The 18,182-nt window shown below is 69.7% G+C and carries 12 protein-coding genes; 3 read left to right on the forward strand and 9 right to left on the reverse strand.

Annotated features, from left to right (window positions below):
* Positions 1-65: 65 nt before the first annotated feature.
* Positions 66-1,337: an MFS transporter gene (locus KDB89_RS13740; protein ID WP_219081973.1), complete on the forward strand. Its 1,272-nt coding sequence runs from the start codon at positions 66-68 to the stop codon at positions 1,335-1,337.
* 21 nt (positions 1,338-1,358) lie between these two features.
* Here KDB89_RS13740 and KDB89_RS13745 read toward each other — a convergent pair whose 3' ends face one another.
* Genes KDB89_RS13745 through KDB89_RS13760 form a run of 4 tightly spaced genes read right to left on the reverse strand, consistent with a single transcriptional unit; the run spans position 1,359 to position 5,671 of the window.
* Complete coding sequence (locus tag KDB89_RS13745) at positions 1,359-2,195, reverse strand: carbohydrate ABC transporter permease (protein ID WP_219081975.1); 837 nt, start codon at positions 2,193-2,195, stop codon at positions 1,359-1,361.
* A complete protein-coding gene (locus tag KDB89_RS13750) occupies positions 2,192-3,142 on the reverse strand; it encodes a carbohydrate ABC transporter permease (protein WP_255555989.1) in 951 nt (316 codons plus the stop codon). Before KDB89_RS13750 ends, KDB89_RS13745 begins: the two co-directional genes overlap by 4 nt.
* A 3-nt stretch (positions 3,143-3,145) precedes the next feature.
* Positions 3,146-4,447: an ABC transporter substrate-binding protein gene (locus KDB89_RS13755; RefSeq protein WP_219081977.1), complete on the reverse strand. Its 1,302-nt coding sequence runs from the start codon at positions 4,445-4,447 to the stop codon at positions 3,146-3,148.
* A gap of 24 nt (positions 4,448-4,471) precedes the next feature.
* Positions 4,472-5,671: an aminotransferase class V-fold PLP-dependent enzyme gene (locus KDB89_RS13760; RefSeq protein ID WP_219081979.1), complete on the reverse strand. Its 1,200-nt coding sequence runs from the start codon at positions 5,669-5,671 to the stop codon at positions 4,472-4,474.
* Between the two features lie 144 nt (positions 5,672-5,815).
* Between KDB89_RS13760 and KDB89_RS13765 the strand changes: the two genes are divergently transcribed.
* Positions 5,816-6,541, forward strand: a complete 726-nt coding sequence (locus KDB89_RS13765; RefSeq protein ID WP_219081981.1) for a FadR/GntR family transcriptional regulator — start codon at positions 5,816-5,818, stop codon at positions 6,539-6,541.
* A gap of 22 nt (positions 6,542-6,563) precedes the next feature.
* Here KDB89_RS13765 and KDB89_RS13770 read toward each other — a convergent pair whose 3' ends face one another.
* A complete protein-coding gene (locus KDB89_RS13770; protein WP_255555991.1) occupies positions 6,564-7,385 on the reverse strand; it encodes a TSUP family transporter in 822 nt (273 codons plus the stop codon).
* 94 nt (positions 7,386-7,479) lie between these two features.
* On the opposite strand from KDB89_RS13770, the gene KDB89_RS13775 reads away from it, so the two are divergent.
* Complete coding sequence (locus tag KDB89_RS13775) at positions 7,480-9,840, forward strand: putative bifunctional diguanylate cyclase/phosphodiesterase (protein ID WP_219081983.1); 2,361 nt, start codon at positions 7,480-7,482, stop codon at positions 9,838-9,840.
* Positions 9,841-9,843: 3 nt separating this feature from the next.
* Here KDB89_RS13775 and KDB89_RS14720 read toward each other — a convergent pair whose 3' ends face one another.
* The 4 genes from KDB89_RS14720 to KDB89_RS13795 all read right to left on the reverse strand — a co-directional run bounded on the left by KDB89_RS14720 (position 9,844) and on the right by KDB89_RS13795 (position 18,115).
* The gene (locus KDB89_RS14720) at positions 9,844-11,409 is read right to left on the reverse strand and encodes a chitinase (RefSeq protein WP_304650871.1); all 1,566 of its coding nucleotides are present in this window, start codon (positions 11,407-11,409) and stop codon (positions 9,844-9,846) included.
* 16 nt (positions 11,410-11,425) lie between these two features.
* Positions 11,426-13,699, reverse strand: coding sequence for a glycosyltransferase family 2 protein (locus KDB89_RS13785; RefSeq protein WP_255555992.1), 2,274 nt, complete (start codon positions 13,697-13,699; stop codon positions 11,426-11,428).
* Positions 13,700-13,883: 184 nt separating this feature from the next.
* Positions 13,884-16,142 (reverse strand): heavy metal translocating P-type ATPase, encoded by a 2,259-nt coding sequence (locus KDB89_RS13790; protein ID WP_255555993.1) that lies wholly within the window; start codon positions 16,140-16,142, stop codon positions 13,884-13,886.
* A complete protein-coding gene (locus tag KDB89_RS13795) occupies positions 16,139-18,115 on the reverse strand; it encodes a cytochrome c oxidase assembly protein (protein WP_219081985.1) in 1,977 nt (658 codons plus the stop codon). The genes KDB89_RS13790 and KDB89_RS13795 overlap by 4 nt, the downstream gene beginning before the upstream one ends.
* Positions 18,116-18,182 lie beyond the last annotated feature (67 nt).

The raw sequence follows: 18,182 nt of genomic DNA on the forward strand, positions 1-18,182 counted from the left end.
GCAGAATTCCCTTTGCATAGAAAGCTTTGCATAGTTTCTTCTGTGACCAAGTCTAGGGGATCGACATGACGACGACAGCCTCATCCGCCACGACGCCCGCCCGGCTCGACGCCCCCTTCCGCGCCCACCTGGGCGCCGTCGGCCTGGCGAACCTCGCGGACGGGGTCGCGCAGACGGCGGTGCCGCTGCTGGCCATCACCCTGACCCGCGACCCGCTGATCGTCGGGCTGCTGACGGCCGCAGTCTGGCTCCCCTGGCTCGTCGGCGCCCCGCTGGCCGGGGTCTTCGTCGACCGCTGGGACCGACGGGTGACGATGATGGTCGCGCTCGGGCTGCGCGCCGGCCTGCTCGGCCTGGTCGGGGTCGTCGCGGCGACGGGGTCGCTGACGGTCTGGTGGCTGATCGGGCTGGCGCTGGCCTACGGATTCACCGAGGTATTCACGGACCTGTCGGCGGCGGCCCAGGTCCCGGCCCTCGTCGGGCGCGAACCGACCGCACTCCAGGCGGCCAACTCCCGGCTGTTCGCCGTCGAGGCCGCGACGAACACCTTCGCGGGACCCCCGCTCGCCGGCCTGCTGGTCAGCCTCGGCGCAACGTGGGCCATCGGCGTGCCGGGCGTGCTGGTGGGCGTGGCCGTCCTCGTCCTGCTGACCTGCCTGCGCGGCCGGTTCGTCGCCGAGTCCCGGTCCGACGTCGCACCCGACCTGCGTCGGGAGCTGATCGAGGGCATCACCGTCACGTTCCGGCACCCCGTGCTGCGGCCGCTCGCGATCTCGTCGGGCATGTGGAACCTCGCCTCGAGCGCCTTCTCGGCCGTCATCCTGCTGTGGATGGTCGGCGAGGGGTCCGTCGGCGGACTCACTCAGACGCAGTGGTCGCTGGTCATCGTTGCGATGCCGGTCGGCGCCATCGCGGGCAGCCTGGCCGTGGGGAAGCTGCTGGCCCGCTGGCCCGAGATGCGGGTGATGGTGGTGTGCTGGGGCGGCAACGCGCTGCTCAACCTCATCCCCCTGCTCTGGCCGACGATCTGGGGGCTCGCGCTCTTCCTGCTGTTCGTCGGGCCGCTCGGCGTCATCGGCAACGTGGTCAGCTCGTCCCTGCGACCGCGGATGGTGCCCCCGGACCTGCTCGGCAAGGTGACCGGCGCGGGCCGGATGGTCGCGTTCGGGTCCATGCCGCTGGGCGCCCTGCTGGGCGGCGCGGTTGCGTCGCTGTGGGGCATCCCGACGGTGCTGCTCGGCGTCGTCGCGGTGATGCTCGCCGCGACGCTCCTCGTCTGGCGATCGGTCCCCGGCAGCCTGGTCCGGCGCTACGAACTGGCGGTCGACGCGGGCTGACGGCCCGCGCCGGCCCCGGCCTCAGCCCTTGGTCGCGCCCTGGGTGAGGCCCGCGACGATCCACCGGCTCGCGAAGGCGAACAGCACCATCGTCGGGAGGATGGTCAGGACAGCGGCCGCGGACATCGGCCCCCACTCGATGTTGAAGCTCGAGATGAAGCCGTTCAGCGCCGTCGGGATCGTCTTGTGGCTGTCGGTGTTGATCAGCGTCACGGCGAGGAAGAGCTCGTTCCAGCAGTTGACGAAGTTGAAGATGAACGTCGCGATGATGCCGGGCGTCATCACCGGGACGATGACCCGCCACAGCGCCCCGAACCGGCTGCAGCCGTCGACCATGGCCGCCTCCTCCAGGGAGTCGGGCACGTTGTCGAAGAAGCCGCGAAGCATGATCGACGAGAAGGGGATGGTCATCGCGATGTAGATCAGCACCAGCCCGAACCGGCTGTCGACGAGGCCGAGGTTGGTGAACATCTGGTACAGGGGGCCCAGCGCGATGAAGGCCGGGATCATCTGCGTGACGAGGAACGCCAGCATGACCGCGCCCTTCCCGCGGAACGTGAAGCGCGAGAGCACGTAGGCACTCAGCAGCGCGATCGCGGTGCCGACGACGCCGGCCGCAGCCGAGACGACGATGCTGTTGAGCAGGTAGCTGCCGAACTGCGACTTGTTGAAGAGGCTGGCGTAGTTCTCCAGCGAAAACTCGCGCGGCCAGTACCGGACCGGGTACTCGGCGATCTGGTTCGCGGGCTTGAGCGACGTCAGGAGGATCCAGTAGAGCGGGAACAGCGTGATGATCATCCACACGCCGAGCCCGAGGATCCGCAGGCCGGTCAACCATTTGGGGTCCCTGTTGATCATGACTTCTTCTCCCTCGTGAGCAGCGCGAGGTACAGGCCCGTGAACACGACGAGGACTCCCATGGTGATGAACCCGAGCGCGGACGCCAGGCCGTACTCGCCCTGCTGGGTGAACTTGATCATCCAGGTCGTGGCGATCTGCGTCTGGTCGGCGGGTCCGCCGCCGGTCATGGCGTAGATGATGTCCGGGAAGTTGAAGATCCAGATCACGCGCAGCAGGACCGTCAGCACGAGGGTCGTCCGGATGGTCGGGATGGTGATCTGGAACAGCATCCGGGCACGGCCGGCACCGTCGAGCGCGGCCGCCTCGTACAGCTCGTCGGGCACGGACTGGAGGGCGGCGAGGATCATGATCGAGAAGAACGTGACGCCGTACCAGACGTTCGCGACGATGACAGCGACCAGCGCGAGGTCGGGGTCCGCCAGCCACGGGACGGGCGCCTCGACGATCCCGAACCGCATCAACAGGTCGTTGACAACGCCGAACTCGGAGTTGAACATCCAACGGAAAAGGATGCCGATCAGGAACCCGGACACGGCCCAGGGGTAGAAGACGACGGCCTGGTAGAGCCCGCGGAAGCGGAACTTCTTCCGCAGGGCCAGAGCGATGAGGAACCCGATGATGAACTGCGGCACCAACGACCCGACGACCCAGATGACCGAGTTCCACATCACCCGTGTGAAGGCCGGATCTGCCATGAGGGTCTGGAAGTTGCCCCACCCGATGAAGGGGGTGCTGGTCAGATCCCACAGGGACCACTGCCGGAAGGCCATCTGGCCGCCCACGAGCAGGGGGTAGTAGGTGAACACCAGGACGAAGACGAAGGCCGGGGCCAGGAAGGCCAGCATCGTCAGCGCCGTGCGCCCGTTGAACTCGCGCCGCCGCCCGGCGGGGCGGGTGCGTCGGGCACCCACCCCGCCTGCGGTCTCACCGCTCAGCGATGACAAGGCTCAGGCCTCCCACTTTTCGGTCCAGTACTGGTCCCAGCCGCTCAGCAGGTCGGCCGTCGACATCTTCCCGAGGAGGACCTGCTGCAGGTCGGACTCGGAGCGCTGGCTCCACTCGGTCCACCAGGAGGAGCCGCGGGGCTCGACCACCGACAGGTAGGTGTCGGGGGCGGACGTCATCTCGACGTAGGCGGCCCAGGGACCGGTCTTGAAGAACTCGTCGTCCGCGGCCTCGGCGAGGATGGGGACCAGCGAGTTCTCCTTGGCGAACGTGGTGGACGCGTCTCCGGAGAGCCACTCGACCAGCTTCACCGCCTCCTCCTTGTGCTCGGAGGCCTCCGCGACGCCCCAGCCCGCGGTTGCCATGGGCCAGGCGGCCTTGCCCGTCGGGCCGACGAGGTTCGGGGCGACGCTCCACTGGTCCTCGGTCAGCGACGAGTCGTTGACGACGCCGATGACCTCGGGGTCCTGCAGGAGGAACGCGGTGGAGCCGTTGGTGAACGCCTGCACCATCTCCGCGTAGCCCCAGGCGACCGACGACTCCGGCGAACCGGTCGTGAACAGCTCGATGTACTTGTCGATCGCGGTCTGGGACTCGGGGGTCGAGAAGATCGAGTCGCCGCTGGTGACCTTGTACGCGTTCTCCGCGTCGAGGTTGTCGGCGTTGTATGCCTCGAGGATGCTCATCACCTGGCCGATGGAGTTTGCTCCGCCGCGGAAGGCGTAGCCGTAGCGGTTCTGAGCCGGGTCCTGGATGGCCGTTGCCTGCTCGACGAGCTCGTCCCAGGTCTTGGGAGCGCCGTCGAAGCCGGCCTCCTTCACCAGGTCGGTGCGGTAGAAGAGGCTCAGCCCGTAGAAGCCGTAGGGCACGAAATAGCCCTTGCCCTCCGAGTCGATGGTGAACGACTTCGCCTGATCGGTCAGGTTCTCGTAGCCGTCCCAGCTCTCCAGGTCGCCCGCCATGTCGTAGAGCCAGCCGTTGTTGCTGAACGGGCCGACGGTGAGGTCGCGCACCTCCAGCACGTCAACGCCTGAGCCGGACTGGAGCATCTGCTGGATCTTCTGGTCGGCCTGCTCGGTCGGCGGTGACACGAGCTGGACCTTGATCCCGGGGTTGGCCTCCTCGAAGTCGGCCAGCATGGTCTTGAGCAGTTCGGTGCGGGTCGGGTTGGTGAGCGACTCCACCATCTGCAGGGTCACCTCACCCCCGTCCGCGCCGTCCGTTCCGCCGCCGCCGGCGCAGCCGGTCAGCGCCAGAGCGAGAGCCGATACCGCCGCGACGGCGGTCGTGATCTTCGTGCGCATGGATCCTCCTTGTGTGGTTGGTTGTCAGGCCGTGTGGCTTCCCCTGGTTGATTCCTGCGACCAGCGGTGAAGCAGGGGGATTCCCACCGCGGCCAGGTACTGGTAGTCGTCGAGCCCGTTGTAGAGGTGCGCCGACAGGCGGAGGTAGCCCTTCCCTCCGAACTCGGTGAAGGCCATCGCGATGCCGGTCGCGTCGCCGAACGGGACGCGCAGGGCGTCGGCCTCGTCGTGGGTCGACCCGAGCGTCCCCGGCAGGGCGAGGAGCCGCAGCGGGCCCACGGGCTGGCCGACGTCGGGCACCGGTCGCTCGACGAGCCCCTCGAGGGCGGCGGAGACGATCCGGATCCCCTCGTCGAGGGTCTCGCGGGAGCGGCGACGGATCTCGGCCCAGCCGACGGTGGAGTCGAGGTGTCGCCAGGCGAACGGCGCGACGAGCCAGGGGGTCAGGTCCAGCGTCCCGGTGTGGTCGAACCGCTGCGGGAAGGGCAGCTGGGCTCCCCACGAATCGATCAGCGGGAAGAGCTCCTGTCCGTCGCCCCGGGCGACAAGGAGAGCTGCGCCGCGCGGCGCGCAGACGAACTTGTGCAGGTTCCCGACCCAGTAGTCGGCCTCGCGGCACACCGGGTCGGCCAGCACTCCGGGGGCGTGCGCGCCGTCGACAAGCGTCAGGACGCCGCGCTCGCGGGCGGCCCGGCAGATCTCGTCGACGGGGAACTCCCTCGCCGTCGCCGAGGTGATTTGGTCGATCACCAGCAGGCGCGGCCGGTGCTCATCCATCGCCGTGGTCATGCGGGCGAGCACGTCGTCGGCTGACGCGTCCAGCGGGACGGCGACCTCGGTCGCGGTGCCGCCCGTCCTGGTGGCCAGCCGCTGGGCTCCCATGGTGATGGCGCCATAGCCATGATCGGTCAGCAGCACGTCGACCGGGCCGGACGTCATCAACGACTGGTAGACGACCGAGGCGCCTGCGGAGGCGTTCTGCACGAGGGCCAGGTGCCCTCGCTCGACGTGCAGCAGGTCGGCCAGCTCCTCCCGCGCAGCCGCCACCCGGGGGGGCATGCTCGCGAACCACCGCACGGGGTTCCATTCCGCGATGGAGCGCAGGCGGTTCTGCTCCTCCTGCACGGCAACCGGCACCGCGCCGAAGGAGCCGTGGTTCAGGTGCTTGACGCACGGGTCCAGCGTCCAGCGCAGCTCCGGATCGAGCACCGAGGGATATGCCATGAGTTGAACCTCCTTGTCCGACAATTCCTAGACCCCAGAGCGTTCAACGTGGAAGGGTTTTGACCAAACCGTTACATAATTGTCTGACAATCGTTCGGTTTGCCCGTATGGTCGACACTGGGGCAATAGGGCATGGAGGAAACTATGAGCGCCGTCGAGACCGCACGCCTGGGGCTTGCCCGGATGATCGCCTCAGGGGAGATCGGCTCCGGGGACAGACTCCCGAGCGAGGCCGAGCTCTGCGAGCGGTTCGGGGTGTCGCGCAGTTCGCTGCGCGAGGCGCAGAAGATGCTCGCGGTCGCCGGGGCCCTGACCACGTCCGGCGGCAGCAGCGCCACAGTCTCGGACATGAGCGCGCAGAGCATCATGTCGGGACTCGAGATGGTCTTCCCCCTCCTCCCCCTCAACAGGTTCCTGGAGCTTCTGCCCCTGCGGGAGGTCCTCGAGGGGCACGTCGCCGCGCTGGCGGCCGCGCGGCTGACCGATGCGGAGTGCGACCGGCTGATCCAGTTGGCCGACGAGCTGGCGCGCACCGAGCCGTCGGACCTCGCGCAGCAGCTCGATGCCGACTTCCACCAGCTGATCATCAGCGGGGCGAAGGACGAGATGATCGCGCAACTCTTGAACATCGTGCGGCGGCGTGGACGCGACTACCGGATCTTCGACGAGGGGAGCCACGGCCACGAGATGAAGGCTGTCAGCGACGCGGCCCACCGCGAGCTGGCCCAGGCCATCGCCGCCCGTGACCCCGAGACCGCGCGGTTCCTGGCGATGCAGCACGTCCGCGCGACCTTCGTCTGGCTGAGCGGGCTGCGCCCCGTCCCCACGGTCGAGGGTTCAGCGGACGCGGATCAGAGCCGGGTGCACTGAGCGACCATGGGCACCCGACGGGCTACGACCCGACGATCCGGGATCCCGTTTCGACCCACACGTCCCAGCCGAGCTTGACGATCAGCGCGGCGACGACCACCAGGAACACGGTGCGGACGAAGCCCGCCCCCTTGGCGATGGCCGTGCGCGACCCGAGGTAGCTGCCGGACATGTTCGCGACGGCCAGCAGCAGGCCGAGCCCCCAGACGACGGCCCCGGTCGGGATGAACAGGAGCAGGGCGCCGAGGTTCGTGGCGAAGTTGACGATCTTCGCCGTCGCGCTGGCAGCAACGAAGTTGTAGCCGATGATGCTGACCAGCGAGATGACCAGGAAGGTGCCGGTTCCGGGGCCCAGCACGCCGTCGTAGAAGCCGATCGCCACGCCCAACCCGCAGGCCGCGAGGAGGTGCCGCGCCCCACGGAAGCGCAGCGCGGTGGCCGCGCCGAGGTGGGGCCGGACGGCGACGAACGTCGCGACGGCGATGAGCACCACCACGATGATCGGCTTGAACACCTCCGCCGGAAGTGACGATGCGACGGCCGCGCCGCCCACGCTCGCCAGCATCGCCAGCCCTGCCATCGGCAGCGCGGTGCGCAGGTCGGGGCCGACCCTGCGGTAGTACGTGAGGCTCGAGGTGGCGGTGCCGAAGATGGACGCCAGCTTGTTCGTCGCGAGCGCCTGTACCGGGGCCAGGCCGGGCACGAGCAGCAGGGCGGGCAGCTGCAGCAGCCCCCCGCCGCCGACGACCGCGTCGACCCAGCCGGCCGCGAATGCGACCGCCAGGACGAACAGGAGCGTCTGCCAGCCCATGTCGGCGGGGAACCAGGCGTCGAGCAGAGTCACCGGGCGAGCCTAACCGCCGGCGTGTGAACCGCCCCAACGGGGTCGACCCGGTCCCGATGGGCGGCCACGCTGCAGGGCGGCTAGGCTCACAGGCATGCCTCCGGGAACCCCCGAAACGTCACCGCTGGAGAGCCCCGCGTCCGGGTCCCGGCAGACGCTGGCGCGGGTGCTGTCGCTGGTGTTCAGCGCCGCCGTCGTCGCGGCCTGCCTGACCTGGTGCACGCTGGCCTTCTCTCCCTTCGCGCAGCCGGTCTGGGCCGTGATTCTGATCATCGCGACGGCCATCGCCAACGCGGTCGTCATGCACGCCTCCAACCGCGACCAGCTGCTGGCCCTGACCGCCACCCCGGCGATCTTCCTGATCAACGCCTCGCCCACCAACCTGGGTGCGGTCATCACCTTGTGGTTCTTCGGGTCGGCGCTCGGCACCCTCGTGCGACTGCGCAGCCCCGCCCGGGCGCTCGAGGTGACGGCGAACATGGTGCTGGGCGGCGTCGTGATGGCCTCCTGCTGGACCATCCTCGAGGCCCAGGCCGCGCCGCTGATCATCCTCTCTACCGTGCCGACGGCGGCATTCTTCCTCACGCGGCTCGTGATCTCGTCGCTGCGTCTGGGGGTCGTGGCCGGGACCCCCCTGCTCAGCGCTGCCCGGGCCATCACCTGGTCGCGGGCGCTGACGATGTGGCTGCTCGTGACCGCGGCGACGCTGGGCGGTCACGGCATCGCATGGGTGGTCGGAACCGCCGCGCCCATGACCAGCGGCGTGCAGGCGAAGCTGCTGGGCTCGCTGCTCGTCGGCCTCATCGCTCTGACGTTCGGCACCTACTTCGAGTACACCAGGGTGGAGTCGCGGCTCCGTGGGCTCGTGAGGGCGGCGAAGGCCCTGCCCTGGCCGAGTGAGATCCCCGTCGCAGAGCAGGCCGCGGAGTTCCTGGAGGAGGCGCTGCCGCACCGGGTCATCACGCTGACGACCGACCCGGAGGCGCCCATCGCCGTGCCCCTGCCTGGAGGGTTCCTCCAGGCGCACCGCACCCATATCCAGCCCCCGCTGAGGGCCGAGGACCGCGAGCTCGTCGAAGCGTTCGCCAACATCGCGCAGTCCACGTCCGATGCGGGCACGGAGCGCGCGAAGCTGCATCACGCGGCCACCCGCGATCCCCTGACCGGTCTGCTCAACTACCGCGGGTTCACCGAGTCGGTGACGTCCCTGGAGCACCTCGACGGCTCCGGCATCGCGATCATGTATCTCGATCTCGACGGGTTCAAGGCCATCAACGACTCGCACGGCCACGGTGTCGGCAACCTCGTCCTGCAGACCGTCGCCGAGCGCCTCCAGCTGGTGCTGGCTCCCGACGACATCGCCTCCCGGGTCGGCGGCGACGAGTTCGTCGTCCTCCTCGTCGGGCTGCACGATGCCCAGGCCGCCCAGCGCACCGCAGAGAACATCGCCACCGTCGTCAGCACCCCGGTTCTGGCCGAGGATGCGATCGTGCTTGTCAACGCGTCCTTCGGGCTCGCCTTCACCGAGTCGAGGTCGCCGGACGTCGCGGAGCTCCTGCAGTTCGCCGACGCGCGCATGTACGAGTCGCGCGGCAACCTGGCGCCGGCGGCACCGCGCGACGCCGCCTGCCCCGGATTCCAGGTCCACGACATTGACGAGCTGCTGAACGCGATCACCCAGGCGATCACGTCGGGCGGCATCGACCTGGCCTACCAGCCGATCATCGACACCCGCGTCGAGCAGGTGGTGGCGATCGAGGCCCTCGTGCGGGTCACGCACCCGAAGCTGGGCGCGATCCCCGCCGACATCGTCGTGCACGAGGCCCGTCGGCTCGGCCTCGTGACCGACCTGAGCACCGCGGTGCTCTCCCGGGCGCTCGCCGACCTGGAGGAGTTCGGCGCGGCCGGTCGCTTCCCGCTGGACCTGCATTTCAACGTCGACGTCGAGCAGATCACGGATGCGACCTTCCGCACCGCGCTCGGCCACTTCCTGGACGCGACGGACGTCACCGTGACGCTGGAGCTGAGCGAGACGTCGCTGCACCGGGCGCTCGAATCGACGTTCGAGGAGCTCGAGGAGCTGAACCACAGCAACCGCCTGCAGATCGCTCTCGACGACTTCGGCGTGGCGCAGAGCACGCTGCAGTCGGTCGTCGACTACCCGCTGAGCGTGCTGAAGGTCGACCGCTCGCTGGTGCATGACATGAGCGACGAGAAGTCGCGGCTGGTGCTCGCCGCCCTGTCCACCCTGTGCGACGGCCTCGGGATCCGGATGGTCGTCGAGGGCGTCGCGGAGGAGGCGCAGCTGCGCGCGCTCGTCGACGTCGGTGTGTCCTACGTGCAGGGCTACTACTTCGGCGCCCCCATGAGCCCCTCGGCGCTGGCCGACAGGTTCAGGAACTACGGCACGACGTGCCCGGAGTGCACGCGGCTGACGCAGTCGGCCAGCGCGTGATCCTCAGCCCTCAGCCTTGAGGAGCTTGGTGATCTCAGCGCTCGTCAGCTTCTCCCATGGAGAGGTTCCTGGGTTGACCTGCCCCGAGGCGGGGTTGTCGCCCTGCGTCCACCACCTGGCCCGGTAGGCGCCGCCGTCGAGCATCACCTCGTCGCCCTTGTCGTAGACGGTGGCGGCGTCCCACGTCGGGAAGAAGTCGGCGGGCAGCGTCGCCTCGGGGGACGGGGACTCGCCCTCCAGCACCGGCCCGATCAGCCGCCACGGGGTGTCGCTGGCGGCGACCGTCGGGTCGTCGGGCTGGTCCCCCTGGGTCCACCACTTCGCCTCGTAGACGTTGCGCCGCCAGACGATCCGGGTGCCCTGCGGGTAGGACGACTCCTTGGCCCACACCGGGTACGGGCTGGTACTCGGGTCGTCGACCACCTGGTCGGCGCGGGCCGTCGCGGATGCGGATGCGCTCGGGGTCGGCGACGGCGCATCGCCGCTGCTGGTGAAACCCTTCGCCAGGATGGCGCCGAACGACTCGTCGTCCTGCTCAACGCCGCTGCACGAGTCGGATACGACGGTGACGTCGGCGTAGGCGTCGGAGCAGGTGCGGTCACGGTTGGCGGACCACATCGACATCCGGCCGAGCCCCACCTCCGTGGCGAACTCGTTCAGCGCGCGGGCGTTGTCCAGGCTGAAGACCTCGCTGACCACGTCGTTCTGGCCGATCATCGGCGTCGCCCCGATCCGGGCCCACGCCTCCCTGTCGCCCAGTGACTCGCCGCGGTCGGCGTAGATGGCGACCAGCTGGTCGTGAGTGCGCCGCAGCGCGGCGATGGCCACGTCGGCCTGGTTCCTGGCCGCGTCGCCGCCGCCGAAGTCCATCGTCATCGCGTTGACGCCCGCCAGGTCGACCCCGGCGTCGAGGAAGGCCGTGACGACGGCGACTGCGGAGGCGGGGAGCCCGTCGGCGGAGACCGGGAGCGTGACCCAGACCTTCAGCGGGTCGTCGCCGGCGGCTGCGCGCTCCTGCTGGAGGGCCGCGACGGCCTCCGCACGGCGCTGGTTGGCCGCGGTGTCGTCCAGGGCCGTGCCCTCGATGTCGAAGTCGATGGTCTCCAGCGAGTAGGTGTCGACGACCGCCCGGTACTGCGCCTGCAGGTCCGCCACCGAGTCGCAGACGAGCGCGAGCTCGCTGTTCGCGGCCCCTCCGAGGGAGACGATGACGTCCCCGCCGGCCCGGGTGAGCCGCGCGATGCGACGCGTCAGGTCGAGGTCGCCGTCGGCCCCGTCGAGCGAGTAGTACGTTCCCCAGCTCGCCTCGCACGTCGTCGGGGAGCTGGCGACGACGAAGCCGAGCGTCGCGATCTTCTGATGCGGTTCTGTGGCCGCCTCGAAGGTGTAGGTGGGGGTCGCGGTGACGTCCACGTAGGCCGAGAACCAGTGCGCGTCCCCCCGGGAGCCCAGGGCGTCGCGGGTCCAGGAGTAGGCGTAGACGAGACCGGATATCAGCGCCGCGACGACGGCCAGCAGCACGACGAGCCGCACCGGGGAGAGGCGACGGCCGGAGTATCTCGTGGACATGGATTCCTCTCGGGCCCTAGCGGGGGCTCACTCGCCGGCGGATGTCGTTCTTGCGCGCCACGTCGCGACCGAGCCTGCGGTCGCCGTGGTAGAGGATGCCCCGCCAGTCGACGGCGGCCCCCTCGCGCGGGCCGACCGGCACCGGGGCCTGCTTCTTCCTCCGCTTCGGGACGAACAGCCAGTCGACGGCTCCGACGACCACGTCGACGACGGAGTTCCTGACGCCGATGTAGGCGATGATCGCCCACAGGCACAGGGCGGCGTTGAACCCGGCGAAGATCGCGTTGCCCCAGTTCTGCGCGAAGACGTCCCGCGCCAGGGTGAACACCGAGAAGCCGACGATCAGGTACGGCACGAGGATGTACAGGCCGGGCGAGGCCGTCCGGTCGCGGACCTTCGGCGTGCGCGCGAAGGGGATCTTCTCGTTCGTCAGCGCCTGCTGCACGGATTTCACCACGCCGGCGAGGTTCACGGCGAGCAGGACGAGATTGAAGCCGTAGATTCGGAAGATGTCGCTCGCGCGGTGCCCGGAGTAGCGCAGGTCGCTGGCCTGGCAGATGAAATACGACGCGGCGGCGAGGATCACCCAGGGGCTGAGCAGCCGGGAGTCGTAGGGGTAGCCGAGCAGGAACACCAGGCCGAGGCTGGCCCAGGCGATCGAGGCCATGTAGTTGACGCGGAGCATCACCTCGCGGTGCAGGATGCGGTCCCGGCGGAAGCGCCGCTCCCGCAGCTGGCGGGCCAGCTTCGGGAGGATCAGCAGACCACCGTTGGCCCAGCGGCGACGCTGGACGATCAGCGAGCCGAAGTCGGGCGGCGTCGCCGAGTAGCTGAGCCGCTCCGGGTAGTTCACGAGCGTCCAGCCCTTGGTGCCGAGGTCGATGCTGGACTCGGTGTCCTCAATGACCGTGCGGTCCTGGATGTAGGTGGCGATGTCGTAGCCGCCGACGCTCTGGTACTCCGCGATATCGAGCAGCGCCTGCTTGCGGATCACGGCGTTGGCCCCCACCCAGAACGTCGCCCCGTAGTAGGTCATGCCCTGGTGGAGGATGTGCTGGATGTCGGTGGTGGCGCCCGCGATCCGCTCGATGCGGCTGGGCGCGCCGCGGTACGACGAGTAGGGCGTCTGCGTGACGGCGACGCGCTCGTTGCCGGGTTCCTCCAACAGCGCGACGAGCCGCACGCAGTAGTCGCGCAACAGCATCGAGTCGGCGTCGAGCGTCAGCAGGTACTCGGTGTCGGGGACGCTCAGGTCGGGGTCCTGGCCGTGCTCGCACGGGATGAGGGCGACCCCGTCGCCGGTGGGCTGGAACAACCAGTCGTGACCCATCAGCGCGATGTAGGAGTTCAGGTTCATGGCCTTGTTGGCCTCGTGCGACAGCGAGACGTACTGCTTGCGCTCGAACGAGGTGATCTCGGCGGTGAAGATCCACACCAGCCGGTTCTGGAGCTGGATCAGGCGCTCGGCGTCCGGGGACTCGCCGGCGTTGATGGCGCCGTCGAGCGCGATCGTCGTCAGCCGCAGGTCGCCGGCCAGCCCGATCAGGACCCGGTCCGCGTAGAAGGCATCGGTGTGGTCGACCAGCGGGTGCGCGGCCGCGCGGGCCTCCAGCCAGTCCGCGGCGAAGTGGTAGGCCTCGGAGACGGCGGCTGCGTGGGCCGGGGTGGCGCGCCCGGCGTCGGAGAGATCGTCGCGGAGCCGGTCGAGGGTCTCGGCGACACGTCTGCGCGGCTCCTCCAGCGCCTCCATCACGACGGCGGGCAGCTCGCGGGCGCGGCGCAGCAGCTCGGCGTTCTCGTCATTGTCGGGGGTGGGCGGGTCGTCGATCAGCAGCACCACGCGCTTGGTGGGGAACTCCTGCAGCGCCGCCGACCAGACGGTCTTGGCGACGACGTCCGGCTCCTCCCGGTACGACGGGATGAGGACGGTGATGCCCTTGTCGTAGTCCTCGAAGTGGCGGTCGAGCGCTCCGCGGGGGACCCGGACGTGGTCGCGGAAGCGGTAGAGCGCGCCCTGTCGGGCCAGGAGGTACATCAGGGCGGAGAACGTCAGGGCGGTGACGACGACGAGGTAGGAGGCGGACTCGAGGATGAACCTCAGCGTGTTGGCCCTGCCCTCGACGAACTCGCGCACCACTGTGGTGACGGAGTACATGAGCCAGGCGAAGATCGTGACGATGATCGCAATGCGGTTCAGCAGGATCTTCCGGCTCGACGGGCGGTCGTGCATGATCGCCATCGGCGCGGTGAAGCGCTCAGCTCCCCACTGCCGACGCGGCGTGCGGCCCATGTGTTCTTCCTTTGCCCGCTCAGTTGGCTGTCTCACGCCCCCCGGCGAGTTCCGCCCATGCTAACCCAGCGCAGCGGAACCGGTGCAACTCACTCAGGACCGACCAATTGTCACCTGACCACCCGCGGCAGCGGTTGCGGGAGACACTCGAGAACGGCACCACCCGAGACCGTCTCGGCGCGGATCAGCCGATCAGCTCGACGTCGTCGTCCGGGTTCGCAGGCTTGGTGCCGTAGTTCTGCAGGCGCAGCGAGTTCTGCACGACCAGCACGCTGGACAGGGCCATGGCGCCGGCCGCGATCAACGGGTTGAGCAGACCCGCGGCCGCGATCGGCACGGCCGCCATGTTGTATGCGAAGGCCCAGATCAGGTTGACCTTGATGGTCTTCAGCGTGCGGCGCGAGAGCCCGACGGCGTCCGCGATGACGGAGAGGTCGTCGCGGACGAGGATGATGTCGGCGGCCTTCAGCGCGATGTCGGTGCCGTTGACCACGCCCAGACCGAGGTCGGCGGTGGCGAGCGCGATGGCGTCGTTGATGCCGTCGCCCACCATCGCGACGCACTCGCCGCGTTCCTGCAGCCTCCGGATCTCCTCAGCCTTCTGCGCGGGCAGCACCTCCGCGTGGACGTCGTCGACCCCGAGCTCGGCGGCGATCCGCCGGCCGGCGGCCTTCGAGTCTCCGGTGAGGACGACGGTGCGGAGCCCCTGGGCCTTGAGCGCGGAGATGGCCTGCCTGGCGTCGGGCTTGAGGGTGTCGGCCAGCGCGATCACGCCGACGGGTGCACCGTCGACGGCGACGATGGAGACCGAGTCGCCTCGGTCGGTGGCGCGGTCGACGGCCTCTCGGAGCTCGGCCGGGAGCGACACCCCCTCGGCCGCGAAGTAGGCGCGGTTGGCGATCACGACGTCGCGACCGTCGACGACCGCGCTGGCGCCGAGGCCGGGCAGCGCCCGGTAGTCGGTGGCGGCAGGGACGTCGACCCCGCGCGCCTCGGCCTCGGCCTCGATCGCGCGGGCGATCGAGTGCTCCGAACCCTTCTCGACGGCGGCGGCGAGGGCGAGCGACGAGCCGGCGCCGGCCACCTCCGCGACGGTCATCCTTCCCGTCGTCAGGGTGCCGGTCTTGTCGAGGACGACGGTGGTGATGGCGCCGGAGGCCTCCAGCGCGTCGTGGCCCTTGATGAGCACCCCGAGCGTGGCGCCGCGGCCGATGCCGACCATCAGCGCGGTGGGGGTCGCGAGGCCGAGCGAGCAGGGGCAGGCGATGATCAGCACGGCAATGCCGATGCCGTAGGCCTGCTGCAGCGGCGCGCCGGCGAGCGCCCAGCCGACGGTCGTGAGGACCGCGATGCCGATGATGGTCGGCACGAACCAGCCGATGATGCGGTCGACGAGGCGCTGCACCTGCGACTTGCGGGCCTGTGCGTCCTCGGTGAGCGCGGCCATCTGGGCGAGCTGCGTGTGGGCGCCGACGGCGGTGGCGCGGACCTCGAGGCGGGCGTCGGTGGGGACGGTGCCGCCCGTGACCTGGTCGCCGACGCGCACGGAGGCAGGGACCGGCTCGCCCGTGAGCATCGACTGATCGACGGCCGCGGCGCCGGCGGTGACGACCCCGTCGGTGGCGATCGTCTCGCCGGGGAGCACGACGAAGGTGTCGCCCTCCTGGAGCTGGGCGACGGGCACGACCGTCTCGACCCCGTCGCGGACGAGCCGCACCGACGTCGCGGCCAGGGCATGCAGCGCGCCGAGCACGTCGCCGGCCTTCCGCCGGGAACGGGTCTCGAAGTAGCGGCCGGCCAGCTGGAACGTCGTCATGCCGGCCGCGACGTCGAGGTAGACGGAGTTCGCGCCCTCCGGAGTGGCGCCGAAACCGAGCCAGAACCCCTTGTCGGAGGCCTCTCCGAGGCCGAACAGCAGAGTCGCGACAGCCCAGCCGAAGGAGGCGATGATGCCCAGGCTGACCAGCGTGTCCATGCTGACGGCGCCGTGCCGGAGGTTGCGGAACGTCGCCTTGTGGAACGGCCAGGCGCACCAGGTGACGATCGGCAGCGCGAGCACGAGGCAGACGAGCTCCCACCCGGGGAACCTCAGGTGCGGGGCCAGCGCCAGCACGATGGTGATGTCCATCAGCGGAACGGCGAGCGCGGCGGCGACGATCAGGCGGCGGCGCAGCGCCGAGATGTGCGCCTCGGTGGCACGCCGGGACCACATGTCGTCGTCGGCGACCCGCTCGTGCGCCCCGTAGCCGGCCTTCTCGACCGCGGCGATCGCGGTGGCGGCGTCGTCGATCCCGACGACGGTCGCGCGGTTGGTGGCGTAGTTGACGGTGGCGGTGACGCCGTCGATCTTGCGGAGCTTCTTCTCGATCCGGTTCGCGCACGCCGCGCAGGTCATGCCGGAGATCTCGAGCTCGATGAGCGACTCCTCGTGCGTGGCGGTCACTGCTTGGCCTCCTGGTCGCGGGCGGCGAGCCGCTCGAGCATGCGGTTGTAGTCCTCGTACTCGGTGTCGAGGCCCGAATCGTAGTGACGGTCCTTGCGGGCGGCCTCGCGTCGGTCCTGCTTCGCCCACTGGAAGCCGAGCGCGATGACGACGATGAGCGACGGCAGCTCGCCGCCGACCCATGCGACGCCGCCGCCCAGTTCCTGGGCCGCGGCGAGGTCGGCCCACGGCAGGGTGAGCCATTCGTAGTAGCTCTTGGCGATGATCGATCCGGTGTTCATCAGGATGACGCCGAAGAATGCGTGGAACGGCATGGCAGCCATGGCGAGGCCGAGCTTGCCGATGTGCGGCAGCGGCTTGGGGCCGCGGTCGACGCCGATGATGAGCGAGTAGTAGAGGTAACCCACGACGAGGAAGTGCAGGTTCATCAGCTGGTGGCCCCAGTGGAAGCGCATCAGGAAGTCGAACAGCCCGGTGAAGTACAGGCCGTAGTAGGACGAGATGAACAGCGTGAACGCGACGATCGGGTTGTACAGGAACTTGGTCAGGCCCCAGCGCATCAGCCAGCTGACCCAGTGGTGCAGCGAGTGGACGGGCGCGTCGGAGCGCGACGCTCGCAGCGTCAGCGTCACCACGCCGCCCATCGACAGCAGCACGGGCACCAGCATCGACAGCGTCATGTGCATGACCATGTGGATGCCGAAGTGCGGGCCGGAGTACTTGCCGATCCCGGAGCTGGTGGCGACGACCACGACGACCCAGCCGAGCACCCACGCGACGGTGCGGCCGACGGGCCACTTGACGCCCCGTTGGTTGGCGCTGCGCACCCCGACGAGGTAGAGCGTGACGCCGACGGTGGCGATGGCGAAGAACAGCAGGTTGAGGCGCCAGTGGGTGGTGACCACGGCCCAGGTCGGGGCGGCGGTGACGTCGAAGCCGAGGAAGACCTCCTGCACGGAGGTCGGGACGAAGTACTGCGGCGGGGGTTCGCGGGTCATCGCGACGCTGAGCGCGATCCAGGACCCCACGGCGAGCAGTGCGAGCGCCAGCGCGGACGGCGCGGCGGTCGGCAGGGTGTCGCGGCGCCGGGCGACCGCGAGCCAGACCACGGCGGCGATCAGCACCGCCAGCACGACCCAGCGGGCGACGATCAGCTGGCCGGTGGCGGAGGCGAGGAGCCCGGTACCCGCCAGCTTGAACCAGGTGACGACACCGTCGGCGATCACGACGACGGGGATCGCGACGGCCGCGCAACCGACGAACCGGCGCCACGTCGCAGGCCCGGGGAGCTCGCCGCAGGCGGCCATGATGGCGAACACGCCCAGCACGCCGAGCAGGGGGTAGGCCGCGACGGCCTGGATGACCGCGGCGTCACCGCCGAGGTCGTGTGACGGCCCGACCAGCACCTGGCCGGTGACGAGCGGGGCGAGGATCGCGATGGCCGAGGCCCACAGCGAAATGAGCAGCGTCGGCCAGCGGCGGGCAAGCGTCAGCGCGACGGCCACCAGCGCCGCCGCCCCGAACCGCAGGATGGTCATGCCAGAGTTACTGGCCGCGCCGAAGACGTAGTCGAGGGCGCCGGCCTGGCCGAGGGCCGAGAGCGGCACGCCGGTGGTGTCGAGCGCGTTGAAGATGATCAGCAGACCGGCGGCCAGCGACCAGATCGGCGCTGCGACCCGCGCGATCGCCAGGTCGAGGCCCGGCTTCAGCTGGAACGCCTCCTTGGAGGTTGCGTCGCGCAGGAACAGCACGAGCACCAGCGCGCCGACAGTGATGACCCCGGCGAGCTCCGCGATCACCTGCAGGATCGTCGTCGTCACCGCGACCGCGTCGCCGGGGAAGACGCGCACGATGGCCTCGTAGGGCGCGGCGCCGGCGGCAAGCACGAACGCGACGGGCAGGGCGAAGGCCACCACGACGGCGAGCAGGCCAGCGAGGCTCAGGCGACGGGGAGGTCGGGGCCGGGATTCCATGGCGATGCTCCTATCAACGGGCTAACTCTATGCGGCTTCGCCGCTGAGCGCCCTGCCGGCGGGGAAG

This window comes from Tessaracoccus palaemonis, assembly GCF_019316905.1.
GTDB classification, from domain to species: Bacteria; Actinomycetota; Actinomycetes; order Propionibacteriales; family Propionibacteriaceae; genus Arachnia; species Arachnia palaemonis.